Below are 26,277 nucleotides of genomic sequence, written 5' to 3'. Positions count from 1 at the left end.
AAAATCTAAATGGACTTTTTCACTCATATAATCCTATCTATAGTTAAACGAATAAGATTAAATAAATTTAATTTTTCTTATTTTATCTAATAAACTGTTTAGGCATTTCTTTAACGTGCTTATCGTCATCACGCCAATCATAGGTTTCTTTCTGTGAAACATCTAAAGTTTGATCTCCAATTCTAACAATATTCTTATTTACCCATTCAATATATGGATCTGTATCTGGATAGTTCCAATATATATTTTTCTCTGAATCTGTATCAAGGTTAACTAATTCACCCCTAACAGCATCCGCACTTAATGATCCTGCATTATGAAAATAAGTCTTGATGAGATATTTTCCATCTGGAGATTTCACTGTTCGAATGAATTCCCCTTTTGGAACACCTTGCAAACTAAAAAGTTTCCAATATCCAAATCCAATTATAATTACTAACATAGTAAGTATAGTTAGTAATACTTTTCTTTTTGTTTTTTTAATTTCACCTTTTGTATTTATAATACTCATTCAACTCCATTCCACAGAACGCATACCATATTATACCATTAAATAAATGGTATAATATATCAAAAATAAAAATCCTCCCGTAATAGCATTATAAAAAGGGCATGTGATGGTCTCCCTATTTATAAAGTGAAACTTTAATCACCCTCACCAATCTGGCTGCCCGTTAATGCGGGATAATCATGAAAATTCCCCTTTAAGAAAAAAATAAAAAATCAGACAGTATACTTGAATTGCTCTTCGCATGAGAATATACTAATAAAGCAGGCTATGACGTTCCTTCCTTCTAACTTCTTTGGCCAAATAGGGATGTTACTTTCCTGCTAAACACATAGGCTATGACAATTCTTCCTTCTTTGTAGAAATTTCAAATTGTTTTAGAGTTGTCAATTCCCTATGAAAAATAATTAGACTATAAAACCTCTTTCTTCTTTGGGATTGCATAAACTTTAGTTTATCAACCATTGATGTAGAGGTTTTCTTTTCTTAATTAACAAATTACCACTTAACAACTAAATGTTATATCCCTAATTTTCCACTAAAAAATAGCTATGTACCCTCTGTGCATTTTTCTACAATTAGTGTGTTTATACATATAAAAATAAAAATCTACCACTGAAAGGAGGACAGTCAGACTATTCCCCTCTTTTATAAGGCGTGAATAGCTGGCGTTCTCATGAAAAATTCTATTTACATAAGAAGAAGTTTGAAAGTAATTATAAAAAGAGAAGAAAATAAACTACCGAACATTTATTTAGCCACTGTTTTAAAAAACTTGGAAAATTTAGGATTTACTTTTTCCGAGCCTTTAATAGAAGAGTTGCAAACACTTTCGGTTGATGCATTCACATCGTTTTACAAAGAGTTGGTAAAACATTTAAAAGAAATGGTTGGAGCACATATTCAGTTTACTCCTATGTATCCAAACTTTCCGCAACAAATGATGGATTTAAGTGACGCTGATTTATACATTAATGCCATTATTCATTATGTGACGTTGCGCCTACCTGTATCAAAAGTAGAAGAACGACTCCCTCTTTTAGATAGAGTTGATTTGAAAGTTATTGACTTAGGAAGTGAAGAAGATTTCAATCAAATGATTTCTCAATTGATTAGTGCAAACAGCTCTATTTCCTCAACTGATAAGACGGATGTAGAATGGGCTATTACACACACTGAAGATGTTTCCTGTTTTCTACCTAATGTAATTCCTCATAAGGAAAATATGTCTTTTATAATTGGGGTTTTATTAATAAACAGAAAAATATCAGCCGATGCTGCTGCAAAGTATTTTAAAACAGCAACTGATGTTCTTCGCCTTGCAGTTGCTTTATCTGAAGGCGATGTGAGTTTAGCATCCTCCGTCCGATTCAAGAAGTTTAACCGAGCAGAAAGACGCTTCCTTTTAGGATTGTTAGAGCAATGCGGAAACATTACCGAAGATATGCTTCGATACAAAAAACGTTGGATTCGTTTAGGTGAAATTCTTCATCCAGCAGAATATCATACTCGTTTCCCAAAAACCCACCGAGCATTTGAGATTCTTCGCAACAACATTAAAGTTGAAACATTTAATGGAAAAATAGAAGCAGCTTTGTTGAATCGTGATATCATGACAGCAAAAAATCTTTTAAAAACTCGCCCGGGGGAATTTTCCAGACGCTTGGATCATTTAATCCGTTTATGTAGTGATAAGTCAACAGATGTTTTCAATATTCTCGAAGATTTTCTAAGTATAATAGGAAACGTTTCTACTCCTGTATTACTTCAACTCACAGCTCATTTTAAGCATCGAAATGATAAAAATGAATTTCGTACCTTTTTTCCAAAGGGAAATGTAGCAAAAGCTATAGGTATCGAAAATACACTTCCATTTATCTCAGAGGATATTTGTTTAATGATTGTAAAAATGTGTGAAGATACTTTAAAAAATCGCTTCGCAGAACTTCCAAGTCTCGGAAAAGTATTTTTGGATGAACAGTTAAAAAATCACTTAGTTCCCTTCTCTCAACGTTCAGCCAGCAAAGCGCTTCGCACATTATCTCGAGGAAGTAAAGTAGATTTGCCAGAAGGAGATACGATTCGTTTTTTCCTATGGTGGAAAGAAGGCTATGTGAATGGACAACATACAGGACGCGTTGACATTGATTTATCTGCTGCAATGTACGACGAAGATTGGCAATACAAAGAACATGTATCCTTCACGAACTTACGTTCAAAAAATTTCAAAGCCTACCATAGCGGAGATATTACTTCTGCACCAAAGGGGGCATCTGAATTCATTGATTTCGATATTCCGTCTGTGCTGAAATATGGTGCACGCTATGTAGTCATGACTTTGCTTTCTTACACAGACCAACCGTATAAAGATTTACCAGAATGCTTTACTGGTTGGATGGTTCGTCAATATCCTGGTTCAGGTGAAATATTTGAACCTTCTACTGTTCAAGATAAAGTGGATATTACTGCCGACACCCAAATCTCTATTCCAGTTATTTTAGACTTAAAGGAACGAAAATTGATTTGGACAGATTTGTCTCTTACGAGAGATCTAACTTATGATAATACCATCGAGGCTAATCAAAAAGGTATGATACTAGTTGGGAAGGCTTTAACTAATTTAGTTAAACCGAATTTATATGACTTGTTCCGATTACATATTGAAGCTAGAGGTGAACTCGTTCAAGACATCGAAGAAGCAGAAAGCATTTTTTCTTTGGATAAAGGGATTACTCCTTTCGATATTGAAAAAATAATATCTGATTTTATAGCTGACTCAAAAGGCTAACTACATTACAAACATTGATAATGCGTGGAAAATATCGATGTATAATGTCTATGTGAAACAGGACCTGATAGATGCATATCAGGTCCTGTTTTTTATTTAGTAGATACTAAATAGTCCGGTTAATCACTATTCATCTAAATACACTATACTAATAAAGTGAAATTTATTCGAAAGAAGTTCATTAGTTAATATGTATCTAATTAAGAAACAGTCATATACCAGCCCAAACATCTTTTCCATATCGCCCTTCATCTTGCACACGATCCAACCAATTTCTTGCTTCTTGTTCACTGACTTCATGAATTTCTTGATATGCTTGACAAAGGGTATCTTCTACATCCGGAGCCATTTTACTTCCATCACCACATATATAAAGATGAGCTCCATTATCTAATAACGAAATTAAATTGATTCTATCTTGTTTTATTAAATGCTGTACATATGTTTTTGGATGTCCCTCTAGACGAGAAAAAGCTGTGTGTAAAGAGATTAATCCTTCTCTTTCATCATTTTCTAGTTCTGTACGATAAAGATAATCTTTTTCAGGATGACGACAACCAAAATATAGATGTGCTTCTCCTAAGTTAATACCTTTTTGCTTTTGAACACGACGCGCTTGCAAGAATCCACGGAATGGTGCAATTCCAGTACCTGGCCCAACCATAATAATTGGTGTTTCTGGATCTTTAGGTAATTCAAAGTTTGATTGTGGCGTTCGAATGAAACAGATAATCTCATCTTTATTATGACGCTGAGCTAAGTAATTAGAAGCGACTCCTTCATATGTCCCTTTCCCACTCCATGCAGGCGCATTAACAACACCGACCGTAATGCTCAGACGATTCTGTGCAACGAGTGGAGAGCTTGAAATAGAATAGTAACGCGGTTTGAGCGCAGGAAGAAGTTCTAAAAAGCGTTCAAATCGGATTTCACAAGCCTCATACTTTTCAAGAAGGTCCAACATTGAAATCCGTTTCTTTAGTATTTGTTCATGGTAAACTCCTTCTTCTAATAATGCTTCCAATTCTTTTTTATGAGGAGGACATGCTGTGAATGTCACCATTTCTCGTATTTGTGCTCGAGTGGCTGCTTCTTGAACTTCAACACTATAACTAAGAAGGTCCAATAAACTAACAGGACTGTCTAAAGGTATGTGATTTATACTTCGTCCACTTGCACTCAGTATAACTTGATCCTTCCCATTTAATCCAAAACGTTTTAAAATTCGGTTGATATTTTTCTCGCTATTAACTGGCAACACTCCAAGGTGGTCTCCTTCTTTATATGTAGCGCCTTCTGGCAAGGATACCTCGATATGTCGTGTACTTCTATCACTGTTGGATGATTGGAGTTCACGATTTTCTAGTACAGACGCATAAACTGCTTCATATGTTCGTGCAAGAGGAGATCCTCCAAGACGACTGACAAATTGCAGACTCAAAGTACTGCGCTCTTTTTCCATATTTTTGTTGAGCTCCAATCCAAATGCCTTCATCGCATCAGACCACATGCTTTGTTTCCATTGCTCGAGCTGTTCCTCGAAATCACCACTTGCATCTGCTTCTCCGCGTTTAGAAAATCTTGTTGCTCCTTTTTGCGCCATCTGCTCATCAATGTATCTTGGAATCCGTTGATAGGTACTAGCCCAATTATGATCTCCACAACCAAAAACTGCGTATTGAACCCCTTTTAGCTCATCTGTTTTTAGTTCCTCCAACCATTGCACAAACTGCCCTGCATTACTTGGCGGTTTTCCATTATAAGAAGAAGTCACAATAAGTACCGCTCCTTCTTTTGGCAAACTTCCAATTCGATCGTTAAGAGCTACCACTTCCGTTCGAACTCCTTCTAAACTAGCTGTATCTGCTAATTCTCTTGCAATACCTTCTGCTACCCCTGTATCCGAGCCATACAGAACAAGAAGTGAAAGATTATCGGCCCCAATAATAGAAGGTGTCTTCTGAACGTGCTGCTTAATTTCATCGTTTTTCAGCTTGTCCTCTGTAGGTGCAAGAGCAGTAGGATGGCTAATAGTTTGTTTTCGGGGTAGAATCCTAATCTTAAAATCACCGGGCTTTAGCGTTAATGTTTGTTTTACATCCAGCTGATAGTTTTGATAATCGATTAATTCAAAATGTTGAAGAAGCATTCCCATTACAAGAGTGGCTTCATGAAGTGCAAATTGCATACCGATACATGCTCTCTGGCCATTTCCAAATGGCTTATAAGCATGATGAGGAACCTTATCCAGCTCTTCAAATCGTTCAGGTTGGAATTCTTCCACATTGTCTCCCCATGCATCTTTATCCCTATGTAGCTGTGGAATAAGAACAGAAATACGATCTTCTCCTTTCTTAATTGGGTATTTCCCGCCAATCACTGTATCTTCTTTTGCATAGAGACTGAATGCTGGAGCGGTAGGCCATAGACGCAGTGATTCATTTAAAATCATCCGTATATACTTCAGTTTCATAACTTGTTGGTATGTTGGAGTAGGATCTGTCAAAACACGGTCTACTTCTTCATAGGCTTTTTTCAATTTATCCGGATTCTTTAATAAAAAGTAAATTGCAAAAGATAACAATCCACTTGTTGTCTCATGCCCAGCTATTAAAAAAGTGATAATTTGGAAACGAATGTTTTCATCATCTAATTTTTCACCAGTTTCCGGATCTGACACATTTAACATACGGGAAAGTAAATCATTTTCTTCCTGATCTCCACTACTTTTACGTTCAGCAATAATATTATCTACTAAAGAAAACATAGATTGGATATCATGCTGAAATTGACGTTTCGTTCTCCACATAAGTTTGTCTTCTATATCCAACCGCTGCAATTGGTGCATCGCCTCATCTAGAGCACGGGTCATGCTAGTAATAAAAGGATGAGGTGTCTCACGATAAAAGCTATTGAATCGGTAATTAAAACCACATAGACCAATTGTATCTAACGTAAGACGAGTCATATCCTCCGGAACATCTACGTTTTCATTCGGATTAAGCCGTGCCCATTTTTGAACGAGTTGTACAGCAATATCGACCATCATGGCATGGTAATCTTTCATTGCCCGTTGGCTGAATGTAGGCATCAAAATATTATGAGCTTTTTTCCAGTTAGGCTCGTGAGTCTCGCTAGTAAATAATCCGTCCCCAGCAAAGGCGCGAACTTTTGCTAAAGCACCCTCTATACTTTTATCGAACCGTGTTTCGTCACAGACTTCTGCTACCAGTTCATGTCCGGAAACGACAATTATGGTATCACTTAAAGTTTGAATTTGAAAAATGGGACCATACTCTTCCGCTATCTTGATAAAGGATAGGGTCGGTTTATCTTTATCGATTAATGGGAGATTACCCAGCGGTCCATATGTTTTCGGCTGAGGAATGGCAGATACTTTTTTTTCCATTTAAAACACCCTTTCAAAAAAGCATGAAATAACATATCCCATTTAATAAAGAGGAAATAGCAACTAATCGCCTGGGATAAAGATATGTAATTGATTACCTTATTTTATCTTTTCCCTAACTATTCATGATTATGATATTACGTATAAGCTTGGCAATTAGATTTATAACTTGTAGAAAAATACTAAATTAAAATGAAGCGAATAAATATAGTTGGAGCCTTTTAATGTTGGTGTTAAAAGATAATCTAAACTTGTAATGTTTATGAGAAATTGCAAATGGATCTCATCTCTTGTATTTGTTTATAAAAATGATTATTTTGATTCATTTTCTTCTAAAACACCCCAAAACAAAGAAGTTGACGCTCTTAAGATTGTAGTATTCGAAAAATCAGTAGTTTAGTTAAAGCAATACGATAAGCAAATATACCGTGTTACTAATGAAAGAGGACCTGATATGAACATCAGGTCCTCTTTCACTACATAATTATGTCACTGCTTCTTTCAGTTCTTTTCCCATTTTAAATACTGGCGCCTTAGCAGTAAAAAACTTGTAGGAATCATTATCAAGCGTTTTATTTTTCTCTACCGATTTAGCTTCTCGACAGCTTCCGCACTTGTATCTACACGTTTAACGAAAAAAACTAATAGTAGTGCAACAACATTCATGCCAAGCGCTACATAAAATGAATATTGAATTCCAGATAATAAAGCCTTCTGAGTTACTATTGCCTTCGTAGTTTCTGTAAAGGTTGTTGGATCTATATGAGACATTAAACTTTCAGCTTTTGTTTTTGTTACAGAGTTCATAATCGTAACAAGAATAGCAGTACCAATCGAACCGGACACTTGTTGAGCTGTATTATTAACAGCTGTACCGTGCGGATTTAAGCGAGTTGGCAATTGATTAAGACCATTTGTCATAAGTGGCATCATAACCATCGCCATCCCAAACATCCGCAGTGTGTAGATAAGAATAATATGTGTGTGACTAGAGTCAATTTGCAGACTTGCCAACATATAAGTTGAAACAGCTGTAATGGAAAGCCCCACTATACCAAGAATCCGAGGACCATATTTATCAAATAGTTTACCTGTAATTGGTGACATAATCCCCATTATAACCGCACCTGGAAGCATCATCAGCCCAGAGCTCAGCGGCGAAATACCACGGACGTTTTGTACATAAGCTGGTGTTAAAATCATACCCGAAAACATGGCCACCGCGTTAACAATTGCAATTACAGACGCAAGTGCAAACATTGGGTACTTGTAAACACGTAAATCCAATAACGGCTCATCCATTTTTAATTGACGAATAATGAAAGCAATTAGGGCAATAGCGCCTATGATTAAGGTTGTTAAGACAACTTTATTTGTCCAACCATCGGAGCTTGCAGAACTGAATCCATATAACAAACCGCCAAAACCGACAGAAGATAATAGTAATGAGAGATAATCAAGTTTTGCATTTTTGTTTTGTTTCATGACATTCTCAGATTTCCAAATCCCTAACAGTAAGCTAATGATTGCTAACGGTAAAATCATTTCAAAAAGCAAACGCCAGTCATAATACTCTACAATATAACCTGATAGTGTCGGCCCAATTGCTGGAGCTGTAATCATAACTAGTCCAAAAATCCCCATTGCTGTTCCCCTTTTTTCTCTTGGAAAGCTTACTAGCATAATATTCATTAACAAAGGTCCCATAACTGAAGAGCCTGCCGCTTGAACCATCCGACCAGTAAGTAATAAACCAAAGTTAGGTGCTACAGCCGCTAAGGCAGTACCAAGAATAAAAATCACCATAGATGTAATAAATAGGCTCCTATTGGAGAAACGCGTTATTAAAAATGCTGAGGCCGGAATTAATATACCACTTACAAGCATATACCCTGTAGAAAGCCACTGGATCGTTGAATAATCTTGAATGTTTAAATCTTTCATTATTGATGGCAAGGCTACATTTAAAAGGGAGTTATTTAGAAATGAAACAAATGCCCCAATAAAAAGGATTACAAGCATTACATATGGTGGTTTTCTTTTATGTAATGTTTCACTCATATATTTAATTGCCCCTTCATTATAAATTTCATTGATTCGTTTAAATCGTTTACATATTTGCACAAGAAAATATTACCCTTGCAGTATTTTGCCAAACTCTTCGAATGGATATTCTCTTTTTAGCAATTCCACTTGCTCAACATACCATTTTAAAATCTTTTTGTTGATTAAACCTTTATAAAAATGTTTGTTAACGGAATTTAAATTAGGCTGAAATACAAAAAAGAAGCAACTGAAAATCCCCTTCTAAAATAAAGTGAAGCTTTAAATCAATGAGAATTTTACAGGCAGCGAGAAAAATCAAAAAGACTACGCACCCATTCCTTTAAATACAGGCTTGTAGATCTAGTTATGTAACCATCCATAAAAAGGAATATTACATAGGCTAAGTCTAACATTACATTTTTAAAGTGAGGAGAATAAGCGTATGGACCAATATTGGTATTTGAATTCAAAGGGAAATGGGCAACAATATACTAACCAAATTTCATTATATTCACAGCCCGAAATAACTACATCTGAGGTAATGAATGATTTGAAGCTTCCTGAGAATTGGAGTTACCGAGTCTATCCAGTTAGTTGGGATTCATCAGCCAATTATACGGGGTTCAATCCCCAACCTCCTCCCTTCTCTTGGGGGCAGCAGCCAATTAATTATGCAGAGATACTACCACAAGGTCACCCTGCTAATTGGACTCCATTACCAGGTCATGCAGGTTTTAATTTTCAAAAACCTCCCTTCCCCTGGGCGCAACCATTCAATCATACAGGGATGTTCGCACAAGGTCATCTCGCAGCTTTACTATCGCCGCCAGCTAAGGCTTTTAAATTCAATACCAATAACGGGGGTATTTTCGGAAACTCTCCAGGATGGGGTGGTCCGTGGGCCCCAATGGGATGGGGAAATAACGGAGGTAACAGTCAGCTAGGAATGCTTGGAAACTTACTTACAGCAGGAAAAGGCACCATGAGTGGAATAGGAATGATCAGTAGTCTAATCGGGATGGGGAAGTTCTTCTTTTAGTTAATTAGAACAGGAGAATGTGGCTGTAGCTTTAATCAGCCACATTTAAGGACAGTAATCTCCCACCTAACTTCCTAGCATAGCATTCGCGGAAATTTTAGGTGGATATGTATTGTTACAAGTTACTGTTTTACTTTGAGTGCTCCTTTACTTTCTTATCAAGTGCCTTACTATAAGCATCTTTGTTTTCCTGTGATAACTCATAAATTGCTTTTTTCCAATGCTCTCCGTCTACACCTGATAAAAATTCAGTACCTTTCATTGTAGCTTCTTGAATCTTCTGTTTATCTTCTTTACCAGCATCCTTAATTAACTTCGTTGCTTTTCTTGCCTCTGTTACCCCTTCTTGTATGGATTTGTGAATGTCTTTGTATGTATCAGGTACTTTTATGTGTTCCATATTGTCTAAAATTTTATCTATCTCGTTTGATGTTTTTAAAACAGCTTTTGCTTTTTCTTTGTCCTTTAAGGATTCTCCTAAGTTTAGTAACAGTTCATCCTTCTTAAATTGGAACTCTACCACTTGCTCACATATGTAGTACGGATACTGTTGTTCAGAAATTACTGTTTTCGTTATTGCTTTACTAGTTTGCTCAGTCTTATGAGTAGAATCTTTATCTCCTACCTCGCATCCGACTAACAGCATAAATGGAACTGCTAACGTTACTAGTTTCTTTGCTCTCATTATGTATTCTCCTTGTAGAAAGTATTGTAAGTAATTAACATATCAAACTATAACATACATTACATTATGGTTCACTTCCATTACATTATGGTTCACTTCCATTACATTATGGTTCACTTCCATTACATTATGGTTCACTTCCATTACGCTTTTAAAATATAAAATACGAATACACCCCATAAGCCACAAATAAGATTAATAGAATAGAAATGCCGAGTACCGTATATATAATCCATTTTAAATTTGAGTTCATATAATCCTCCCACCTCTCGACAATTCCAGTATATAACAAAAAAGCATTGGATACCCAATGCTTTTTACACTTACGCAAATAAAGAAGTATTCGCATATAAAGCTGGTGAACCACCTGAATGTACGAATAAAATATTGTCTTCCTTATTAAATTTATCTTTTCTAATTAAGTCGATTAATCCCGCTACTGCCTTACCTGTATACACTGGATCAAGTAAAATACCTTCTGTTTTCGCAAGTAACTGAACTGCCTCTACCATTTCCGGCGTTGGTAACGCATAGCCTGGTCCTACATATTCATCAAAGCACGTAACAGCGTCGCACGAGATAAAGTTTGGAATACCAACATGTGCTGAAGTTTCATCTACAAGTTTTGCTACTTTCTCTTCTTGCTCAGCTTTTCCTCTACTTACGTTAATCCCGATTACAGGAATATGGCTTTGTGTTCCAGAAAAACCAGTAACTAAACCAGCATGCATACCGCCGCTACCACTTACACAAACAACTGAACTGAAATCAATTCCTTGCTCAAATGATTGCGCCATAATTTCTTGCGCACAAGCAACGTATCCCATAGCACCCGTAGGGTTTGATCCACCAACTGGAATTACATATGGTGTATTACCTTTTTCACTTACTTCTTGTGCTACTTTATGCATTTCTTCCATAAGATCTGCTCCGTTCGGTACAACAATGACATTTTCAGCACCTAATAAGTGATATAAGAAATAGTTTCCGTTAAAGTCTCTCTTCTCTTCTGGCTCAAGCCCTTCCTCTAATACAAGGATACATTTCATTTTTTCTTTTACCGCAGCTGCCAGTGTCAGGCGGCAATGATTTGACTGAATACCACCAGCTGTAATTAACGTATCTGCACCATTTTCCTGTGCATCTGCAACTAAAAATTCTAATTTTCTCGTCTTATTGCCACCAGCTGTTAAACCAAGTAAATCATCTCGTTTAAAATAAATAGTCGGGCCACCAAGTGCTTCAGAAAAGTTGTTTAACTTTTCAATTGGTGTATATGATTCTGTATATTTTTTTCTCGGGAATTTAGCTAAATTCATTGTAACACTCCTTTTGTACTTCTTTCACAATATATGTAACGTTACTATTATTACACGTAAAAATGGTGAAGTCATCTTTCTCGGTTAAAAATGTATTAGAATTTCATTTTGATAAGTAAAACCGTATTAATGATTTTAACTTAATTACGGTACATGAAATTTATATCAACGATTTTTTAAATATATCGTTCATTCCTTTCAATATATCAACGATTTTTCAAATATATCTATCGTAACTTGCAATATATCAACGATTTTCTTAATATATCGATCTATCGACAAAAAACGACAGACAGGCAACCCCTTTCTCATCAACAAAAAAAGAGCCTACACATTCAAATGCAGACTCCCTCCAATCACTTATTTACCGAAAAACGAAGTAACTGTGTTAATCCCGGCTCTAAATTCATTTCACCTTTATGGCGTACGTATACGACTTTATCCCCATCAAATTTCGGAGGGTTTGCTTTACTATACGTATGCCACTCATTCGTTCCTTCTATAGAATACTCCATATATTCAGTTGCACCGACAATTATATTTTCACTATCATCTGCCGTTACATTTGGTGCCATCTGCGCAATTTTTGAATCACTAATTAATAACTTCTTTATATCCTTATCACGTTTGTAATCGTAAGCTGTCACAATTACATCGTTACCATATGCTTTCACTTGTAACCCTTGTTTAAATGAATAGCCATCTGGAGCAGTTTTCTCTCCTCCATTTGGTCCTGCTGACATCCAGCCCGTTTCAATCCCGCCCGTATTTACAACAGTAAATCCTTTTTTATCTCCGCCTGCAATTTTCTTTTTACCAGCCCAGTCCGGTAAGTTTAAATCCCAATGCGTATGACTCGTAAAGAAAACGACCTGCGGATAGTCTTTTAATATATCGTACAATTTATCCACGTTTAAATAATCTTGTAAATATGGTGATTGTCTTGATCCAGATACTGTATCAGGTAAAACGTGATGAGAGAAAATAAAGATTGGTTTATTTTTATCTTTTTGACTATACTCTTCTAAATTTTGTTTTAACCAACCTAATTGCTCATCACTCATATATACTTCATCCCACATTTTTGAATCGTGGTATTTCATATATTTTTCAGTTCCTAAAAATAAAAGTGGATAGCCATCTAATTCTTTTTTATGATATACCTTTTCTTGTCCACTAAATTTCAGATAGCGGTTAAATAAAGTTTCCTCAGTTACACCATTTGGCCATGTACTTTGAGAGAGTTTCCCATCTGCTGTCCATTTACCAGCATAAAACTCATGATTCCCAACAGTAGACCATACATTTTCTAGATGCTTATTTTTATTTAACACACGCTTTACATCATCATATTGTGACTGTTGTCCAGTCGGCGTTATATCCCCATTCATAATAAGCGCTCTAGAAAGTGGCGTTACTTTATTCATATCTTTTAATACGTGATCAAAATCTCCTAAATCACCTTGAATGTCACTAATAACATTAAAAGTTGTAGCTGATTTTCGAACTTGCTCTTTCCCTTCCGCATGTGCTGAAAATGTCGGTAATAATGCCGCCATAACTGCTAACGAAGCAACTGTCTTTTTCATACAAATTCTCCCCCTAATAATAGAATGTACAAACTGACATATTCTGCTTTCTCTTAGGTGCTTGTCCAATTCACATTATAAGGGGAGATTGTAAAGATTAATGGAATAAAAAATTAAGTGTTTTTTAAGAGATTTTGTCTTTTCTACACACTCCACAATTAGCAATTCGCGCCAATCTAGCTTTCTAGTCTTTAACATTACATAAATGTAAATGAATATGATGAATCTCTTAGTTTAATATGTTGTCTTTTTAATCTCTGTTATATAACCGCCACAAAATATGCTATCTTTTCAAGTTCTCTTTCTTTAATAAACGTTACTCCTCTTTTAATTAGCCTTAAAATTGTAAAGTGGCTTAATAATATGTTTAATATCAATTGTTTCTTTTGTATTCTCAATAATTTCATCCATTGGCTTATATACCATTGGTGCTTCATCTAAAGTACTTTCTGCAACAGATGTAGTCCAAACCTCTGTCATTGTATTTTGAAAATCCTCTAAGTTAAGTACTTCTTTCGCCTTCTTGCGACTCATAATACGCCCTGCTCCATGAGGGCCAGAAAAGTTCCAATCTGGATTTCCTTTACCAAATGCAATGATTGAACCATCTCTCATATTGATTGGAATGATTACTCGTTCATCTTTCTGAGCTGAAATAGCACCTTTTCTTAGAATCATATTGTCCATATCGATGTAGTTATGGATTGTAGTGAATTGATTTGTTACTTTCCAATCCATTGTAGTGACGATTTCATCAATCATTGCTTTACGATTTAACTCCGCATATTTTTGTGCAATTTTCATATCATTCATGTAATCTTTAAATCCTTGTCCTTCTAAATAAGCTAATTCTTTACAAATCACCGGTTTCTTAATTTCACGTAAAGCTTCATGTATTTCTTGTTGTCTGCCTTCTTTCGTTAAACGCTCAATAATTTCTTCTTTAATAGATTTAACGTTTATAAGTTGCTCGTAAGCAAAGTTTTGATAATACTCTGCTACTTGTTTCCCTAAATTACGCGAACCACTATGAATAACAATGTATACATTTCCTTCATCATCCTCATTCAGTTCGACAAAATGATTGCCCCCGCCAAGTGTACCAATACTTTTTTGAGCACGTTGCAATGTAAACGGGGCTCTTACACTATCAAAATCAATCATTTTTGAAAATCTATGTTCCTTATCTCGAATACGAAAACCACTTGGGACAAATTTACGTATCGTTTCGTCTAAGTAATCGAAGTTGATTTCCTCTTTTTTCTTATTAATTATAACAACCTCCATGCCACAACCAATATCGTACTTACCTCCCAGTTTCCTGAAAGTGTGGACTATACCTTCTCTACAGTCATCGAGATATGCAGTCTCTACTGTAGGCTCACCGTATTAATTATTCCTCTTCAACTCAAAATGGATGAGGAATAATTCTGTACCTTAGTCTGCTAACATGGTGCAAGTCTCTGAACCATTCGATTATGTCACCATAACCACTGGCTGCTGATTGCCCTCGTCTTTTATCGTTAGGGTTTCCAGTCAATTGAGTGAGTAGTTTAAAGTCTGAGCCGATTAGTTAACCCCGACTAAATTAGGAACAATCTTATCTTGAACTGTCATTGTTGTCCCAATCGTACAACCTGCGCCCGCATGTGTATCTGGCATAATACGGATCTTGCTATCCTTTACGAATTCTTGGTTACAAAGATCAATAATTTGACCTGCTGCCATTTTTTCTACATTCGTAGTATATACTTTCGCTTCATTGTATTTTCCTCGTAATTTCAACATCTTCTATTTCCCCTTTCCTTTAGTTTCTACAAAACATTAATTTATATATATTTATAATTATATTTTCCACCACTACAGCTCATTTCCTTTTTTATAAAAAAAGACACAGAGATTCCTCCCCATGCCTACTAATTTCCTACCTTTTCACCGCATGCACATAATGCACTGTCTCAAAAGCTTTCAAATAATCGTTTCGTCCTTCAAAATATAATTTATTTATGTCTTCTGGCGATAAATGTTCATAAATGAGTAAGCCCGCCTTCTCTAACAGTGCTTCCATTTCGGCATAAGAAAAACATGATTTCATCGGTTCTCCGCCTACCGCAGCCATTTTTACCATATTTTCAACTCGATTGGACAGTCCCTTTTCCGTAAACAAGTTTTCATCGGGATAATCGAAAACGATAGAACTTCCTGCCGGAACCACCTCAAATAAACATTCTATTAAACTAGAAAGTTCCTCTTTCGTTAAATAGTACGTTACACCTAATAGACTAAAGAACGTCTTTTTATTTTCAAATCCTTCATTGCGTAACTGTTCATAGGAAAATCCTTTCATAAAATCCATTGAAACAAAATGAAGGTTATTTGGAACTTCAATTTCTACTTCTTTTATTCTTTCCTTCTTAAACGCCTGCGTAGAAGGATGATCCACTTCAAATATTTCTATTTTATTCTCTAACTCTCGGTTTCTAAAACTGAACGTATCTAAGCCTGCACCGAGTATGACGTATTGTTTCGCTCCTAATGTAATTTCATGTAGTAATACTCTTTCACAATATGCGGCACGTGCTAAAGGTGTTGGTGATAACTGAACTTGTGTAATCCATTTTAATATTTCTTTTGGATTGTCTTGAAACTGCTCTGCAATGTCTGTATTGAAAAAGTGAATCCCTTGAACCATGTTCGTTTCAATATTGTTACGTTCTTTTTGTGAAATGAAATCTTTAGCTACATAATCATTAAAGATTTTAGGACTATCAAATTCACTATGATACGCCCTTCCGAATGCTGATACTAACGACGTTACACTTGCTTCACCTTGTTTCACGCACATACACTCTCCTTCATTTTCACAACAAAAATAGGGTTCCCCTGGCCAGGAGAACCCTATTATACACCTTATTTTCGTATTGGTAAATTATAGCATAAATAAGTTTTTTTGTCAAGTTTTCAGCCTACTAACGCTCCAATAATTTGTGTAATCTCTAGCAGGAAGATTTCGATCTACACCGAATATTCCAGTTCATAACAATACAAATGGAGGGCGTCATGAAAAGATTAGTCATCATTACAGTTGGAAAAACACACAGTGGAAAAACTACATTTGCAAGAGCATTAGAAAAAGAGTTACCCCACTCTTTCGTTATGGATCAAGATAATCAAGCTGAATTTATTAACACGCATTACGAAAAATTACAGCCGGCTAAAGGCCCTAATACATTTAAGCACGGTCTTTCAAAATTCATTGTTGATTATGCGAAAGAACATTCAAATTTACACCTTATTATTAGTAACTCCAATCGCAGTAAAAATGGAAGGTTATATTTACTAAACGAATTATTTCCACAGAATGAATATGTACGCATACTCGTTCATTTTGACATTCCAGATGATGTACTTTACGAAAGAGTGGCTCGAAGCACGCGAAGTACGAATATTTTTAGAGGTGGATATTCTAGTTTCAAAGAAGTATTTGATCGACAACAAACTGAATCACTTCACGATGATGTGGTAGATCCTATAGAAAATGAGGCTGATTATTTGTTTGTTATTCGCAATAATAAAGATGTAAGCTTTACTATAGAAGAAATTGTTCATCTAGCTAAAGATTTATCCCCTACTCCAAAATAAGAGATTATAAAAATTACATAATCATAGATTATTATGCAAATACTTCCTCTAGACGGCGCAGATGGTATATAATGATGGAAGAATCTACTTCTATATGCTCATTTTTACACAAAACAGTTCATGCATATGAAAGAAAAGAGGTACAAAAATATGAAAACAAAACAAACAATTGCTGCGTCTACACTAGCTTTAGCAATGATTGCTGGCGCGAACCCTGCTCATGCGGAAGTAAATGATGCTACTCCTCAGCAAAGTACGGGAGATCGATTAGCTGAAATTAAGCAACATAAACAAGAGTTAGATGCGAAATTACAGCAACACAAAGAAAACGTGGATCAAACATTGAATGAACTTAACAAGGTTAAGGAAAATGTTGATACGAAGGTGAATGAACTACATGAACGTAAACAAGTTGCTGATGAAAAAATTAACGAAGTTAAACAGCATAAACAAGAACTAGATGCAAAACTGCAGCAAGACAAACAAATCGCCGAAGATAAAATCGCTGAAATTAAAGAGCATAAAAAACAAGTAGAAGATAAAGTTGCTGAAGTAAAAGAACATAAGCAAAATATCGATAACAAAGTGAATGAGATTAAAGAACATAAACAAACTGTCGATGAAAAAGTGAATGAAATGAAGCAACATAAAGAGAACATTGATCAAAAGGTTAATGAACTTAAGGAAGTTAAAAAACAAGTAGATGAAAAATTAGCTGAGTTAAAGAAAGCGAAACAAACTGCTGAGGACAAACTCGCTGAACTAAAAGAAAACAAGCCGAATACCGGTAACACGTTAGAGGAACTTAAGAAAATTAAAGGCAATTTAGACAGTCTTTCCGCTAACTTAGAATTAGCTAAACAAGATGTAAAAAACAAACTAGCTGTTTTACAAGAAGCTAGACAAGATTTAATTAATAAAATTAACGAAATTAAACAATCGAAACAAACTGTTTCAGATGATTTATCAAAGAAAAAACAAGACTTAGATATTAAAATCAACGACTTTAAGCATACTGAGAAAAAAATTGACGACAAATTAGCTGAGTTACATACAACGAAGCAAAATGTTGATAACAAGATTAATGAAGTATCACAGTCTAAACAAATGCAAGCAGATAATGGTACTAAAAACAATAACGCTAAAGAACTTCCTAACGCTGGTAGCGAGCAATCAAACAATATGGCTCTAGGAATGCTATCTGTATTAGGCGGTGTTTTATTACTTACTCGTAATAAAATTAAAACGTTATTCTCTAAATAAGTCCATAAAAAAAGGAAAACCGCACATACATGTACGGTTTTCCTTTTTTTATATTAACTGTCCATCTCGAAGCGTCAATATACGATCACATACATCAAGCATTCTTTCATCATGTGTAATCATAATTGCTGCTTTTTGGCTCTCTTTCACTTCGCGTTTCATCATTTCAACAACTTCACGTGCGCGTTTTGAGTCTAAGCTTGCCGTTGGCTCATCCGCTAATATTAAATCTGGGTTGTTCATGAACGCACGAGCGATTGCTACCCTTTGTTTTTCCCCGCCAGATAGTTGATTTGGATAATGATTCTTTCTTTCTCCTAATCCAAATGCCGCTAATAAATGATCTGCACGCTTTTCGGATTCTTGTTTACTTTCTTTTTTTAGCTTTGCAATGTAAAGTAACTGTTCTTTCACATTTAAATATGGAACAAGGTTTGCAAACTGGAAAATGAAGCCGATTTTTTTCAAACGAATGTCTGTCATTTCCTTTTCTGATAACTGTGTAATATTTTGCTCACGAATGTAAATATCCCCTTTTGACGGTGATAATAATGCACCCGCGATTGATAATAACGTACTTTTCCCTGATCCAGAAGGACCGACGATTCCGATAAATTCTCCGGCTTTCACATCAAGCGATATCGGATGAAGGGCTGTTACTTCCGTATTCCCTTCTCCGTACACTTTACTTACTTTGTCTAATTTTAATAATGAAGTCATTACATCCCGCCTCCAATTGCTTCTAATGCATCAACTTTTAATACTTGGTATAACGAAATAAGTGTTCCTAAAATACTAATTACGATAAAGATTGCTGCATATTGCGCAATCATCGGTGTTGTTAATAAGAACGGCATACCTGCTGGTAAAATTTGTTCTAACCCTTGTACAAGAACGATACTGATTACCATCGCAACGACTGATAAGAATAACGCCTGCACGACTAAGCTATTTGCTAAATACGAGTTCTTTGTACCGATTGCTTTTAATACACCTAATTGCTGTGTTTTTTGCAGTGTAATAACGTAGAAGAATACACCGATTAGTAATGCAGCGATAACAAGTAAGAACGCAATGATCATCGTTAATGTTCCTTGTTCTTCTTTAAATCCTGGAATACTTTGTAGCACTTCTTTTTTGTCAATTACGTGTGCATTTTTAATCTCTTTATCTGTGTTAAGTGCAATTGCACTATAATCTTTTTGGTTTGGTTGTGAAATAGCACCCCATACGTCTTCATTTACATAAACGACTGGTGTATGGCTAAACATTTGATCTTTCGTAAATCCAACGATTGTAAATTCTTTCTTTGAAACAGGATCAATAATTGTATCTCCAATATCAATTCCTTTTTCTTTAATTGATTCGTCAGCAACCATCTCGTTGTTTGCTGTACCTAATTTCTCCCCTTTTACAATTTTCGGTTCTAAAAATGAATCCCGTTCACTTGAGAAAATAGCGATATCAACCTTTTTCGAACTATCTTTCTTTTCATATGTTGAAACTTTCACACGAAACGGAACGGCTTCTTTCTCGCCTACTTGATTTACTACGTTATCTACATCGTCTTTCTTAATTTGTGAACGAAGTAATTTATTTTCCGCATCATCTGCTAAAACGAACTTATTTGCCTCCATATTTTGAATCGATGAAGCATTATCATATGATAGTCCATTTGCTAATCCTGAAATAACAAGAACTAAAAATGATAATAACACCATAATCAGTCCGATTAATCCGTATCTTAATTTTGATTGTTTCAATTCACGCAGAGCTAAAAACATTTCGCTCGCTCCTTCCTCTTTCTTTCTATGCACTTATCATAAAAAAGAAATATGAACGGAATATGAACAGAAGATTACAGAGGGGAAGATTTAATTTTCAGAAAGTATTGAAAATAACTAAAATCCTTGATACAATTCAGTCAAATAATCTTGACCGAGTAATTCCATTTAAGGAGTTGATCATTTTGAAGCCCATGTTAACACTCACTACTTATAGCCAACTAAAAGCAATAAGCGATCCACTACGTGTCGAAATGATGATGCGTCTATGCGAACGTCCTTATACAGGACAATTACTATCTGAGAAATTCGGCATTCCAAGGGCGAAAATTCATTATCATTTAAAAGAATTAGAAAAGAATGGTTTTATAGAGATTGTTTATACAGAAGAAAAGAATGGCATCATTCAAAAGTTCTATCAATCTGTCGCTAGAGGCTTCACCCCTGCTGCAGACCTATTACCTCATTTAGAAATGTTAAGCGAATCAGGTCGCCAAATCTTTTTACAAATGGCAGAAACAACGAAAAACCATATTCTCGCTGCTCCTGAAGAAGCTTTTATATTACGAAAAGAAAGCGAAGACCCGGCTGAGTGGAATTACGTTTCATCTTGCTGGGAGTTTGATGCTACGCCGGAACAATTTCAAGTGTGGGTAAAAAAGTTTCATGAATTGATGGCTGAATTAAATGATATCGCAAAAGATGCGGATAAAGATCCAAATAGTAAATCTTATTACATTTCTACTACTGCACTACAAATCGACGAACGAGCAATGCAGCGATTTGTGAAAAAAGAAGAAAAATCGTAATACGATTTTTTTTACACTAACGGTCAAATTTATTTTACCGAATAAATTTATTATAAAGGAGTAGATTAAATGGACATATTGAAAAACCGGAATTTCCTCTTATTATTTTTAGGGAGAATTTTTACAAACATAGGAGATAGTTTGTATTATGTAGCCGCGATGTGGCTCGTATATAAGCTAAGTGGTAATCCTTTTTATTCTGGATTGGCTGGTTTTCTTACATTATTACCCTCTGCACTTCAATTTCTTACTGGTCCATTCGTTGATAGATGGTCCATTAAAAACACCCTCGTCATTACACAAGTTCTGCAATGCATTCTTATTTTAATCATTCCTATTACACACTACTTCGATCTATTAACAGTCCAACTACTACTCATCATTATGCCAATCGTAGCCTTTATCGAACAATTCGCCTATCCCGCACAATCGAAAGCTTTACCACTTCTACTGCATAAAACACAATTATTAAAAGGAAACTCACTCTTCTCATTTGCGTATCAAGGTATTGACTTAATTTGTACGACGATTTCTGGCATATTAGTAGCACTACTTGGCGCCATTACTTTATATGTGATCGACTCTTTCACATTCGCGATTACTGCCCTTTTGTTCTTTTCATTGAAAATGCCAAAGCAAACCGAAACGGGCACATCACTTTCAACAAAACAATATTTCTCAGATTTAAAAGAAGGTTTTTCAATTGTCTTCCGTTCCTTAATGGGCGCATTCTTAATCGGTTCAGTTGTTGCTAATTTCTCAATCGGTATGACGATGGCGATACTCCCTTCTTTCGCTGATTCTTTAGGAGGCGTGAAATCATATGGCTTCTTCTTAGCTGCTATATCAGCAGGTAGTCTCATCGGTGCATTATTCAGTTCATGGGTTGGCAAACGTAATGTTGGCCGCACTTCTATTATTAGCTTTGCGACTGGCGCTATCTTTTGGTTTCTCTCTACGATTGTACCGTTTCAATGGCTGTCTATTTTTTTATTCGGCCTAGCTTGGATCCCAATTGGTGCCACGAACATATTATTTGCGACAATTAGTCAAATTGTAATTCCAAATCAATATATCGGACGCATCAATTCAGTCATGCGAAGTATGGGCACAATTGCTATGCCATTCGGTTCTTTAATTGGCGGATACACCGCAAATGTATTTAGTAGCCAACTCATTTTTGCGCTCGCTAGCATCGGGATTTTCTTTATCTCTCTCGTATGGCTGCTTCATCCGAAATTACGGGCTTTGCCGAAAGCTGATGAGATTACAGCGGATACTTTTGGGGTTCGGTTTAAGGAAGAGCGTGGGAAAGGTGCGGCTTTATAGCAAACCAAACATAACCCCGTTCTAAATTGGGGACGGGGTTAAAAATATAGTTATTTCATTTTGGATGTAAAATAATTCACTAAAAATATAACAATAAAGTCGTTTGAATATCTAAATTTTATTCAACAATAGTACCAACTTATAACGGCAGTTAACGCTTTGATGGCCAAGCACCCTGCATTTTCCTTAATTGAATAATTTGTCCTGTATGATAAGCATCATGAAGCATGATATCCAGTAATTTCCCCTCTAGTGAATTTTGCTCAAGCTCTCTTTCGGAAATTGCACTTAATGCCTGTCTTAAATTACACTGAGCATTTTCAGAACGTTCAACGACTTTCTTCCATTCCATATCATCATTAGATTGCTTAGTAAGATAAAATGTGTCATTTCCGTCAAGATTATGTGTCCATTCACGGCCTTCCAAGTTTGCAGCAAGCCTCTCTTTGTAATAAATGAGATGATTAACGTTCTCCCAAATGGTATTCGTTTCCTCACCAGATGGTTTCCACATAGCCTGTTCGGCTGTAAGTCCTTCAATAGCATGTTTAAACGGTGCATACCAACTCTCTTTATCGAATGTTGAATCTAGTACGTTTAATAACACGTCAATTCGTTTCAAAGTAATTTCCTCCCTAAATAGTTACAGTTTCAATAAAATCCTTATAACTATGTAGAAATTCTACATTTCCAAACAAACTTCCTCCTGATTTCACTCCACAAACTCGTCCGAGTATGTAATGAAAATGACTCACATTTTTTCACTTTACACGTATACTAGAGACCAAAAAAAAAGAGGCCGTTCCGAAACAGCCTCTTTCTTTCCATCTATTTCGGAAGCTCCACCCGAACGGTCGTTCCTTCCCCCTTCGTACTATACACCGAAACGTTTCCATGATGCAGTTCAACAATCTTCTGCACAATCGACAATCCTAAACCGCTACCTTCTACGTTTCTCGTCCTTGCTGTATCTACTTTGTAAAAACGGTCAAAAATACGATCCATTTCTTCTTTTTCCATACCGATTCCGTTGTCTGATATAGAAATAATGACACTAGACTCTAACTCTTCGACGAAAAACTCAATCGTTCCACCATCGTTTGAAAACTTAATGCTATTCGTGAAAATGTTACTCCAAACTTGATGAAGTAAGTTTTCATCACCTTTTATAGTGATATCTGGCACATTAAATTCAACGGCGATATCTTTTTCCCGCCATTTCCACTCAAGCATAAAAATGACGTCTTTAATTTGCTTCTGCAGATTGAATTCTCTTATTTGTAGAACCTTTTCCTCTTTATCTAATGAAGCGAGCGTAAGTAACTGTTTACATAAACTAGACATTCGCTTACTTTCACCCTCAATAATTTGTAAGTAATGATTTCTTTCTTCCTCACTCATCTTTTCTGTTTGCAACGTCTTTGAAAAACCTTGTATGGAAGAAAGTGGCGACTGAAATTCATGTGAAACGTTCGAAACGAATTCTTGTCTCATTTCATCTAGTTCTTTAATACTCTTCGTCATCTTTTGGAAGCTTGTAGATAACGTTCCTATTTCATCTTTTCGTTTTACATCTAATTCAATTTCATATTCCCCACTCGCAATTTTTTGCGTAGCCTTCGTAAATTTACGGATTGGGCGAACGATGTAACCTGCTGCAATCGCTATAAAAATAATACTTAATAGTACGATAAACCCTAATAATACCGCTAGAAAAATTCTCATCTCGCCGAATTGTTGTTGAACGTCAGGGCGAATGAATAAAGCGTACTGTTTATCACCGTGTTGTACTGGGACACCGACGCTATTAATTAATTCATTATCGAAAAAACCTGTAATAAAGAGGCGCGTTGGATAAGTAGAAACACCATTAAATGTCTCCCCCTGCAATACTTTATGAACGGTATCATCACTTATTGTCGTCTTACGAAACGCATTACCGATACGCTTTCCATTCTTTTGATCATCAACAATGTAAATCTCATACCCTAATTTTGCAATAGAATGCAAATACGTCTCTTGATTTTCTTCACTTTGCTTTTCATATAACGATTTAACTTCTTCCGCATACTTTAAAATCTTTTCACTGTTATATGGTTTTAACTTCACTTGATAATATACGTTCGTTAATAAAAAGCCGATAATACTACTAAGTAGCATAATGCCGACCGTCATAAATACAAATCTAGAATATAGTGATTTCATCTTATTTCAACTCCAACTTATACCCGAGGCCGCGCACTGTTGTAATTTGAAAATCATCCGTTCGTTTTGAGAAACGATCTCGCAGCCTTTTCACATGAACATCAACTGTTCGTTCATCTCCTTCAAAATCCATTCCCCATACTAATTCAATTAGCTCTTCTCTTGAAAATGTTCTTCCAGGATAACTAGCAAGTTGTGATAATAACTCAAATTCCTTTAAAGGAAGCAAAATTGTTTGACCGTTACACTTTACTTCTACACCTTTTCGATCAATTGTCGTTCCGTGCAACGTAATAATATCTGCACTCAGCATTTGATAACGTCGTAATAAAGCTTTCATACGGAAAATCACTTCAGCTGGTTCAAATGGTTTTACGATATAATCGTCCGTACCAGAAATGAATCCTTTTTCTTTATCAACTAACTGATCTTTCGCCGTTAATAAAATAACTGGTATATCATGATACTTCCGGATTTCTTCACATAACGTATAGCCATCAACGAACGGCATCATAATGTCTACGATCGCAAGATGAATATTTTCCTTCTCTAAAACGTCTTGCGCTACCTTTCCATCTTCTGCTTCAAAAACTTTAAACCCCTCTTTTTGTAAATGGTAATGCAACAACTCTCTAATATGCTTATCATCATCAGCTAATAAAATATGTATCATCTTCATTAAACCCTCTCTCGTTCATCCTTCTACATCACTACATTAAGAAACAATTGGATTTTTTGCAAGAAAAAGAAAAAGAATCTATTTTGAAAAAAGATTATTCAAAATAGATTCTTACGTTTTAGTATTAAGATTATTTTAATCAAAAACAATTTCTAAGCCTTCGAAATATCAACAAATCCTTCTCCGAACACATCACGAACATCGTGTATAGCGATGAACGCCGCCGGATCCGTAGTTTGAACAATCCGCTTTAGCTTCACTACTTCTTGCTTATTAATAACAACATAAAGAATTTCCTTCGGCGTTTTCGTGTAATAGCCATGACCTGAATACACGGTAACCCCTCTCCCCATTAAGGTTGTCACCTTCCCGGCAATTTCATCTGGATTATCAGAAATAATCGTAATAGCCTTCTTCGGATTTAACCCTTCAATTACAAATTCCATCACTTTCGTTGCTACATATAGCATAATAATTGTTATCATCAGTTTTTCTGCACCAATGATGAAATAAGATGAAAATGCAACGATTAAATCGAAGAACAGTAGACCGTAGCTAATGCTCCAGCCTAAATATTTATGTGTCATCCTTGCTAAGATCGTAGTACCTGCAGTTGTTCCGCCAACGCGAATGATAAGACCAATACCACACCCGATAAATATTCCTCCGAAAATGGCATTTACAAGCATTTCATCCGAAGCAATCGTCCAGCCTTCTGTTAAATGAAGAAATAGCGAGTTAGTCACTACAGCGATAATCGTATAAATTGTTGTGATTTTATTTAAAAATTTATAACCGACTATTAACAAAATCGCATTTAAAATTAAGTTAACTAAACCTGGTGACCATTCAAATAAATAGTACGTAATAATCGTGATACCTGTTACCCCACCCTCACCAAACTCGTTCGGGATAACAAATAAATTGACACCTAAAGCAAAAAGAAATGCACCAATAATAATAAAAATAATGTCTGTCGTTCTTTTTTTCATACAGTACCTCACTTCTTATGTAAATATTTATTCTGTCATAAACTCTCACCATTATATCGTGGAATATTCAAATCGAACAGTGGTTTGTTTTTTATTTTAATATAGGATGATAAATCAACTTTATCCTATATCCACTTGTAATTAAGAAAGTAAAATAACTGTATTTATTATGTACTACAACTAAAGTTTTG

21 protein-coding genes are annotated in these 26,277 nt (G+C 35.5%); 6 read left to right on the top strand and 15 right to left on the bottom strand.

The window, feature by feature from the left end; all coding sequences use genetic code 11:
- Positions 1-82: 82 nt before the first annotated feature.
- Positions 83-511 carry a DUF5412 domain-containing protein gene (locus ACQGSG_RS09800; RefSeq protein WP_000022538.1) on the bottom strand — a complete coding sequence of 143 codons (429 nt, stop codon included), beginning with the start codon at positions 509-511 and terminating at the stop codon, positions 83-85.
- 673 nt (positions 512-1,184) lie between these two features.
- Here ACQGSG_RS09800 and ACQGSG_RS09795 point away from each other — a divergent pair.
- The gene (locus ACQGSG_RS09795; RefSeq protein WP_325842281.1) at positions 1,185-3,296 is read left to right on the top strand and encodes a TerD family protein; all 2,112 of its coding nucleotides are present in this window, start codon (positions 1,185-1,187) and stop codon (positions 3,294-3,296) included.
- Between the two features lie 211 nt (positions 3,297-3,507).
- Here the strand turns inward: ACQGSG_RS09795 and cypD are convergent, their stop codons facing one another.
- Together cypD and ACQGSG_RS09785 are read right to left on the bottom strand one after the other, a co-directional pair.
- The gene (cypD, locus tag ACQGSG_RS09790; protein WP_325842282.1) at positions 3,508-6,705 is read right to left on the bottom strand and encodes a bifunctional P-450/NADPH--P450 reductase; all 3,198 of its coding nucleotides are present in this window, start codon (positions 6,703-6,705) and stop codon (positions 3,508-3,510) included.
- A 582-nt stretch (positions 6,706-7,287) separates the two neighbouring features.
- Positions 7,288-8,766, bottom strand: coding sequence for a DHA2 family efflux MFS transporter permease subunit (locus tag ACQGSG_RS09785; RefSeq protein ID WP_000005138.1), 1,479 nt, complete (start codon positions 8,764-8,766; stop codon positions 7,288-7,290).
- A 427-nt stretch (positions 8,767-9,193) separates the two neighbouring features.
- Between ACQGSG_RS09785 and ACQGSG_RS09780 the strand changes: the two genes are divergently transcribed.
- Positions 9,194-9,790, top strand: coding sequence for a hypothetical protein (locus ACQGSG_RS09780; protein ID WP_044795138.1), 597 nt, complete (start codon positions 9,194-9,196; stop codon positions 9,788-9,790).
- A 130-nt stretch (positions 9,791-9,920) separates the two neighbouring features.
- On the opposite strand, the gene ACQGSG_RS09775 is transcribed toward ACQGSG_RS09780, so the two are convergent.
- The 6 genes from ACQGSG_RS09775 to ACQGSG_RS09750 form a co-directional block, all read right to left on the bottom strand.
- A complete protein-coding gene (locus ACQGSG_RS09775) occupies positions 9,921-10,475 on the bottom strand; it encodes a hypothetical protein (RefSeq protein WP_001201801.1) in 555 nt (184 codons plus the stop codon).
- A 323-nt stretch (positions 10,476-10,798) separates the two neighbouring features.
- The gene (locus ACQGSG_RS09770; protein WP_325842283.1) at positions 10,799-11,794 is read right to left on the bottom strand and encodes a D-cysteine desulfhydrase; all 996 of its coding nucleotides are present in this window, start codon (positions 11,792-11,794) and stop codon (positions 10,799-10,801) included.
- A 356-nt stretch (positions 11,795-12,150) separates the two neighbouring features.
- Entirely contained in the window at positions 12,151-13,383 is a 1,233-nt protein-coding gene (locus ACQGSG_RS09765; RefSeq protein WP_426947274.1) for a DUF4073 domain-containing protein, read from the bottom strand.
- A 327-nt stretch (positions 13,384-13,710) separates the two neighbouring features.
- Complete coding sequence (locus tag ACQGSG_RS09760; RefSeq protein WP_426947272.1) at positions 13,711-14,670, bottom strand: RtcB family protein; 960 nt, start codon at positions 14,668-14,670, stop codon at positions 13,711-13,713.
- Positions 14,671-14,952: 282 nt separating this feature from the next.
- A complete protein-coding gene (locus ACQGSG_RS09755) occupies positions 14,953-15,171 on the bottom strand; it encodes an RtcB family protein (protein ID WP_061654911.1) in 219 nt (72 codons plus the stop codon).
- 136 nt (positions 15,172-15,307) lie between these two features.
- A complete protein-coding gene (locus ACQGSG_RS09750) occupies positions 15,308-16,228 on the bottom strand; it encodes a class I SAM-dependent methyltransferase (protein WP_325842284.1) in 921 nt (306 codons plus the stop codon).
- 215 nt (positions 16,229-16,443) lie between these two features.
- Between ACQGSG_RS09750 and ACQGSG_RS09745 the strand changes: the two genes are divergently transcribed.
- Positions 16,444-17,025: an ATP-binding protein gene (locus ACQGSG_RS09745; RefSeq protein ID WP_000826987.1), complete on the top strand. Its 582-nt coding sequence runs from the start codon at positions 16,444-16,446 to the stop codon at positions 17,023-17,025.
- A 150-nt stretch (positions 17,026-17,175) separates the two neighbouring features.
- Positions 17,176-18,288: an LPXTG cell wall anchor domain-containing protein gene (locus ACQGSG_RS09740; protein ID WP_134995550.1), complete on the top strand. Its 1,113-nt coding sequence runs from the start codon at positions 17,176-17,178 to the stop codon at positions 18,286-18,288.
- Between the two features lie 48 nt (positions 18,289-18,336).
- Here ACQGSG_RS09740 and ACQGSG_RS09735 read toward each other — a convergent pair whose 3' ends face one another.
- Together ACQGSG_RS09735 and ACQGSG_RS09730 are read right to left on the bottom strand one after the other, a co-directional pair.
- Positions 18,337-19,008, bottom strand: a complete 672-nt coding sequence (locus ACQGSG_RS09735) for an ABC transporter ATP-binding protein (protein WP_000202597.1) — start codon at positions 19,006-19,008, stop codon at positions 18,337-18,339.
- On the bottom strand, positions 19,008-20,072 hold the full coding sequence (locus ACQGSG_RS09730) for an ABC transporter permease (RefSeq protein ID WP_000477749.1): 1,065 nt from the start codon (positions 20,070-20,072) through the stop codon (positions 19,008-19,010). Before ACQGSG_RS09730 ends, ACQGSG_RS09735 begins: the two co-directional genes overlap by 1 nt.
- A 185-nt stretch (positions 20,073-20,257) precedes the next feature.
- Between ACQGSG_RS09730 and ACQGSG_RS09725 the strand changes: the two genes are divergently transcribed.
- Together ACQGSG_RS09725 and ACQGSG_RS09720 are read left to right on the top strand one after the other, a co-directional pair.
- Entirely contained in the window at positions 20,258-20,881 is a 624-nt protein-coding gene (locus ACQGSG_RS09725; RefSeq protein WP_000803871.1) for an ArsR/SmtB family transcription factor, read from the top strand.
- A 69-nt stretch (positions 20,882-20,950) separates the two neighbouring features.
- Positions 20,951-22,210: an MFS transporter gene (locus tag ACQGSG_RS09720; protein WP_087948644.1), complete on the top strand. Its 1,260-nt coding sequence runs from the start codon at positions 20,951-20,953 to the stop codon at positions 22,208-22,210.
- Between the two features lie 151 nt (positions 22,211-22,361).
- On the opposite strand, the gene ACQGSG_RS09715 is transcribed toward ACQGSG_RS09720, so the two are convergent.
- From ACQGSG_RS09715 to ACQGSG_RS09700, 4 genes are all read right to left on the bottom strand, one after another.
- On the bottom strand, positions 22,362-22,832 hold the full coding sequence (locus tag ACQGSG_RS09715) for a DinB family protein (RefSeq protein WP_000821015.1): 471 nt from the start codon (positions 22,830-22,832) through the stop codon (positions 22,362-22,364).
- A gap of 206 nt (positions 22,833-23,038) precedes the next feature.
- Positions 23,039-24,415 carry a sensor histidine kinase gene (locus tag ACQGSG_RS09710; RefSeq protein WP_000839528.1) on the bottom strand — a complete coding sequence of 459 codons (1,377 nt, stop codon included), beginning with the start codon at positions 24,413-24,415 and terminating at the stop codon, positions 23,039-23,041.
- Position 24,416: 1 nt separating this feature from the next.
- Positions 24,417-25,094, bottom strand: a complete 678-nt coding sequence (locus ACQGSG_RS09705; RefSeq protein WP_000781961.1) for a response regulator transcription factor — start codon at positions 25,092-25,094, stop codon at positions 24,417-24,419.
- Between the two features lie 152 nt (positions 25,095-25,246).
- On the bottom strand, positions 25,247-26,086 hold the full coding sequence (locus tag ACQGSG_RS09700) for a YitT family protein (protein ID WP_000747492.1): 840 nt from the start codon (positions 26,084-26,086) through the stop codon (positions 25,247-25,249).
- Between the last annotated feature and the right edge of the window lie 191 nt (positions 26,087-26,277).

This window comes from Bacillus sp. GMa5/1, assembly GCF_050172015.1.
Lineage (GTDB): Bacteria > Bacillota > Bacilli > Bacillales > Bacillaceae_G > Bacillus_A > Bacillus_A cereus.
This window is presented reverse-complemented; position numbering and strand designations above follow the sequence as displayed.

Coding starts and splice junctions, on each gene's coding strand:
- ACQGSG_RS09800 (WP_000022538.1), bottom strand. CDS start 511: ATGAGTATTATAAATACAAAAGGTGAAATTAAAAAAACAAAAAGAAAA.
- ACQGSG_RS09795 (WP_325842281.1), top strand. CDS start 1,185: ATGAAAAATTCTATTTACATAAGAAGAAGTTTGAAAGTAATTATAAAA.
- cypD (WP_325842282.1), bottom strand. CDS start 6,705: ATGGAAAAAAAAGTATCTGCCATTCCTCAGCCGAAAACATATGGACCG.
- ACQGSG_RS09785 (WP_000005138.1), bottom strand. CDS start 8,766: ATGAGTGAAACATTACATAAAAGAAAACCACCATATGTAATGCTTGTA.
- ACQGSG_RS09780 (WP_044795138.1), top strand. CDS start 9,194: ATGGACCAATATTGGTATTTGAATTCAAAGGGAAATGGGCAACAATAT.
- ACQGSG_RS09775 (WP_001201801.1), bottom strand. CDS start 10,475: ATGAGAGCAAAGAAACTAGTAACGTTAGCAGTTCCATTTATGCTGTTA.
- ACQGSG_RS09770 (WP_325842283.1), bottom strand. CDS start 11,794: ATGAATTTAGCTAAATTCCCGAGAAAAAAATATACAGAATCATATACA.
- ACQGSG_RS09765 (WP_426947274.1), bottom strand. CDS start 13,383: ATGAAAAAGACAGTTGCTTCGTTAGCAGTTATGGCGGCATTATTACCG.
- ACQGSG_RS09760 (WP_426947272.1), bottom strand. CDS start 14,670: ATGGAGGTTGTTATAATTAATAAGAAAAAAGAGGAAATCAACTTCGAT.
- ACQGSG_RS09755 (WP_061654911.1), bottom strand. CDS start 15,171: ATGTTGAAATTACGAGGAAAATACAATGAAGCGAAAGTATATACTACG.
- ACQGSG_RS09750 (WP_325842284.1), bottom strand. CDS start 16,228: ATGTGCGTGAAACAAGGTGAAGCAAGTGTAACGTCGTTAGTATCAGCA.
- ACQGSG_RS09745 (WP_000826987.1), top strand. CDS start 16,444: ATGAAAAGATTAGTCATCATTACAGTTGGAAAAACACACAGTGGAAAA.
- ACQGSG_RS09740 (WP_134995550.1), top strand. CDS start 17,176: ATGAAAACAAAACAAACAATTGCTGCGTCTACACTAGCTTTAGCAATG.
- ACQGSG_RS09735 (WP_000202597.1), bottom strand. CDS start 19,008: ATGACTTCATTATTAAAATTAGACAAAGTAAGTAAAGTGTACGGAGAA.
- ACQGSG_RS09730 (WP_000477749.1), bottom strand. CDS start 20,072: ATGTTTTTAGCTCTGCGTGAATTGAAACAATCAAAATTAAGATACGGA.
- ACQGSG_RS09720 (WP_087948644.1), top strand. CDS start 20,951: ATGGACATATTGAAAAACCGGAATTTCCTCTTATTATTTTTAGGGAGA.
- ACQGSG_RS09710 (WP_000839528.1), bottom strand. CDS start 24,415: ATGAAATCACTATATTCTAGATTTGTATTTATGACGGTCGGCATTATG.
- ACQGSG_RS09705 (WP_000781961.1), bottom strand. CDS start 25,094: ATGAAGATGATACATATTTTATTAGCTGATGATGATAAGCATATTAGA.
- ACQGSG_RS09700 (WP_000747492.1), bottom strand. CDS start 26,086: ATGAAAAAAAGAACGACAGACATTATTTTTATTATTATTGGTGCATTT.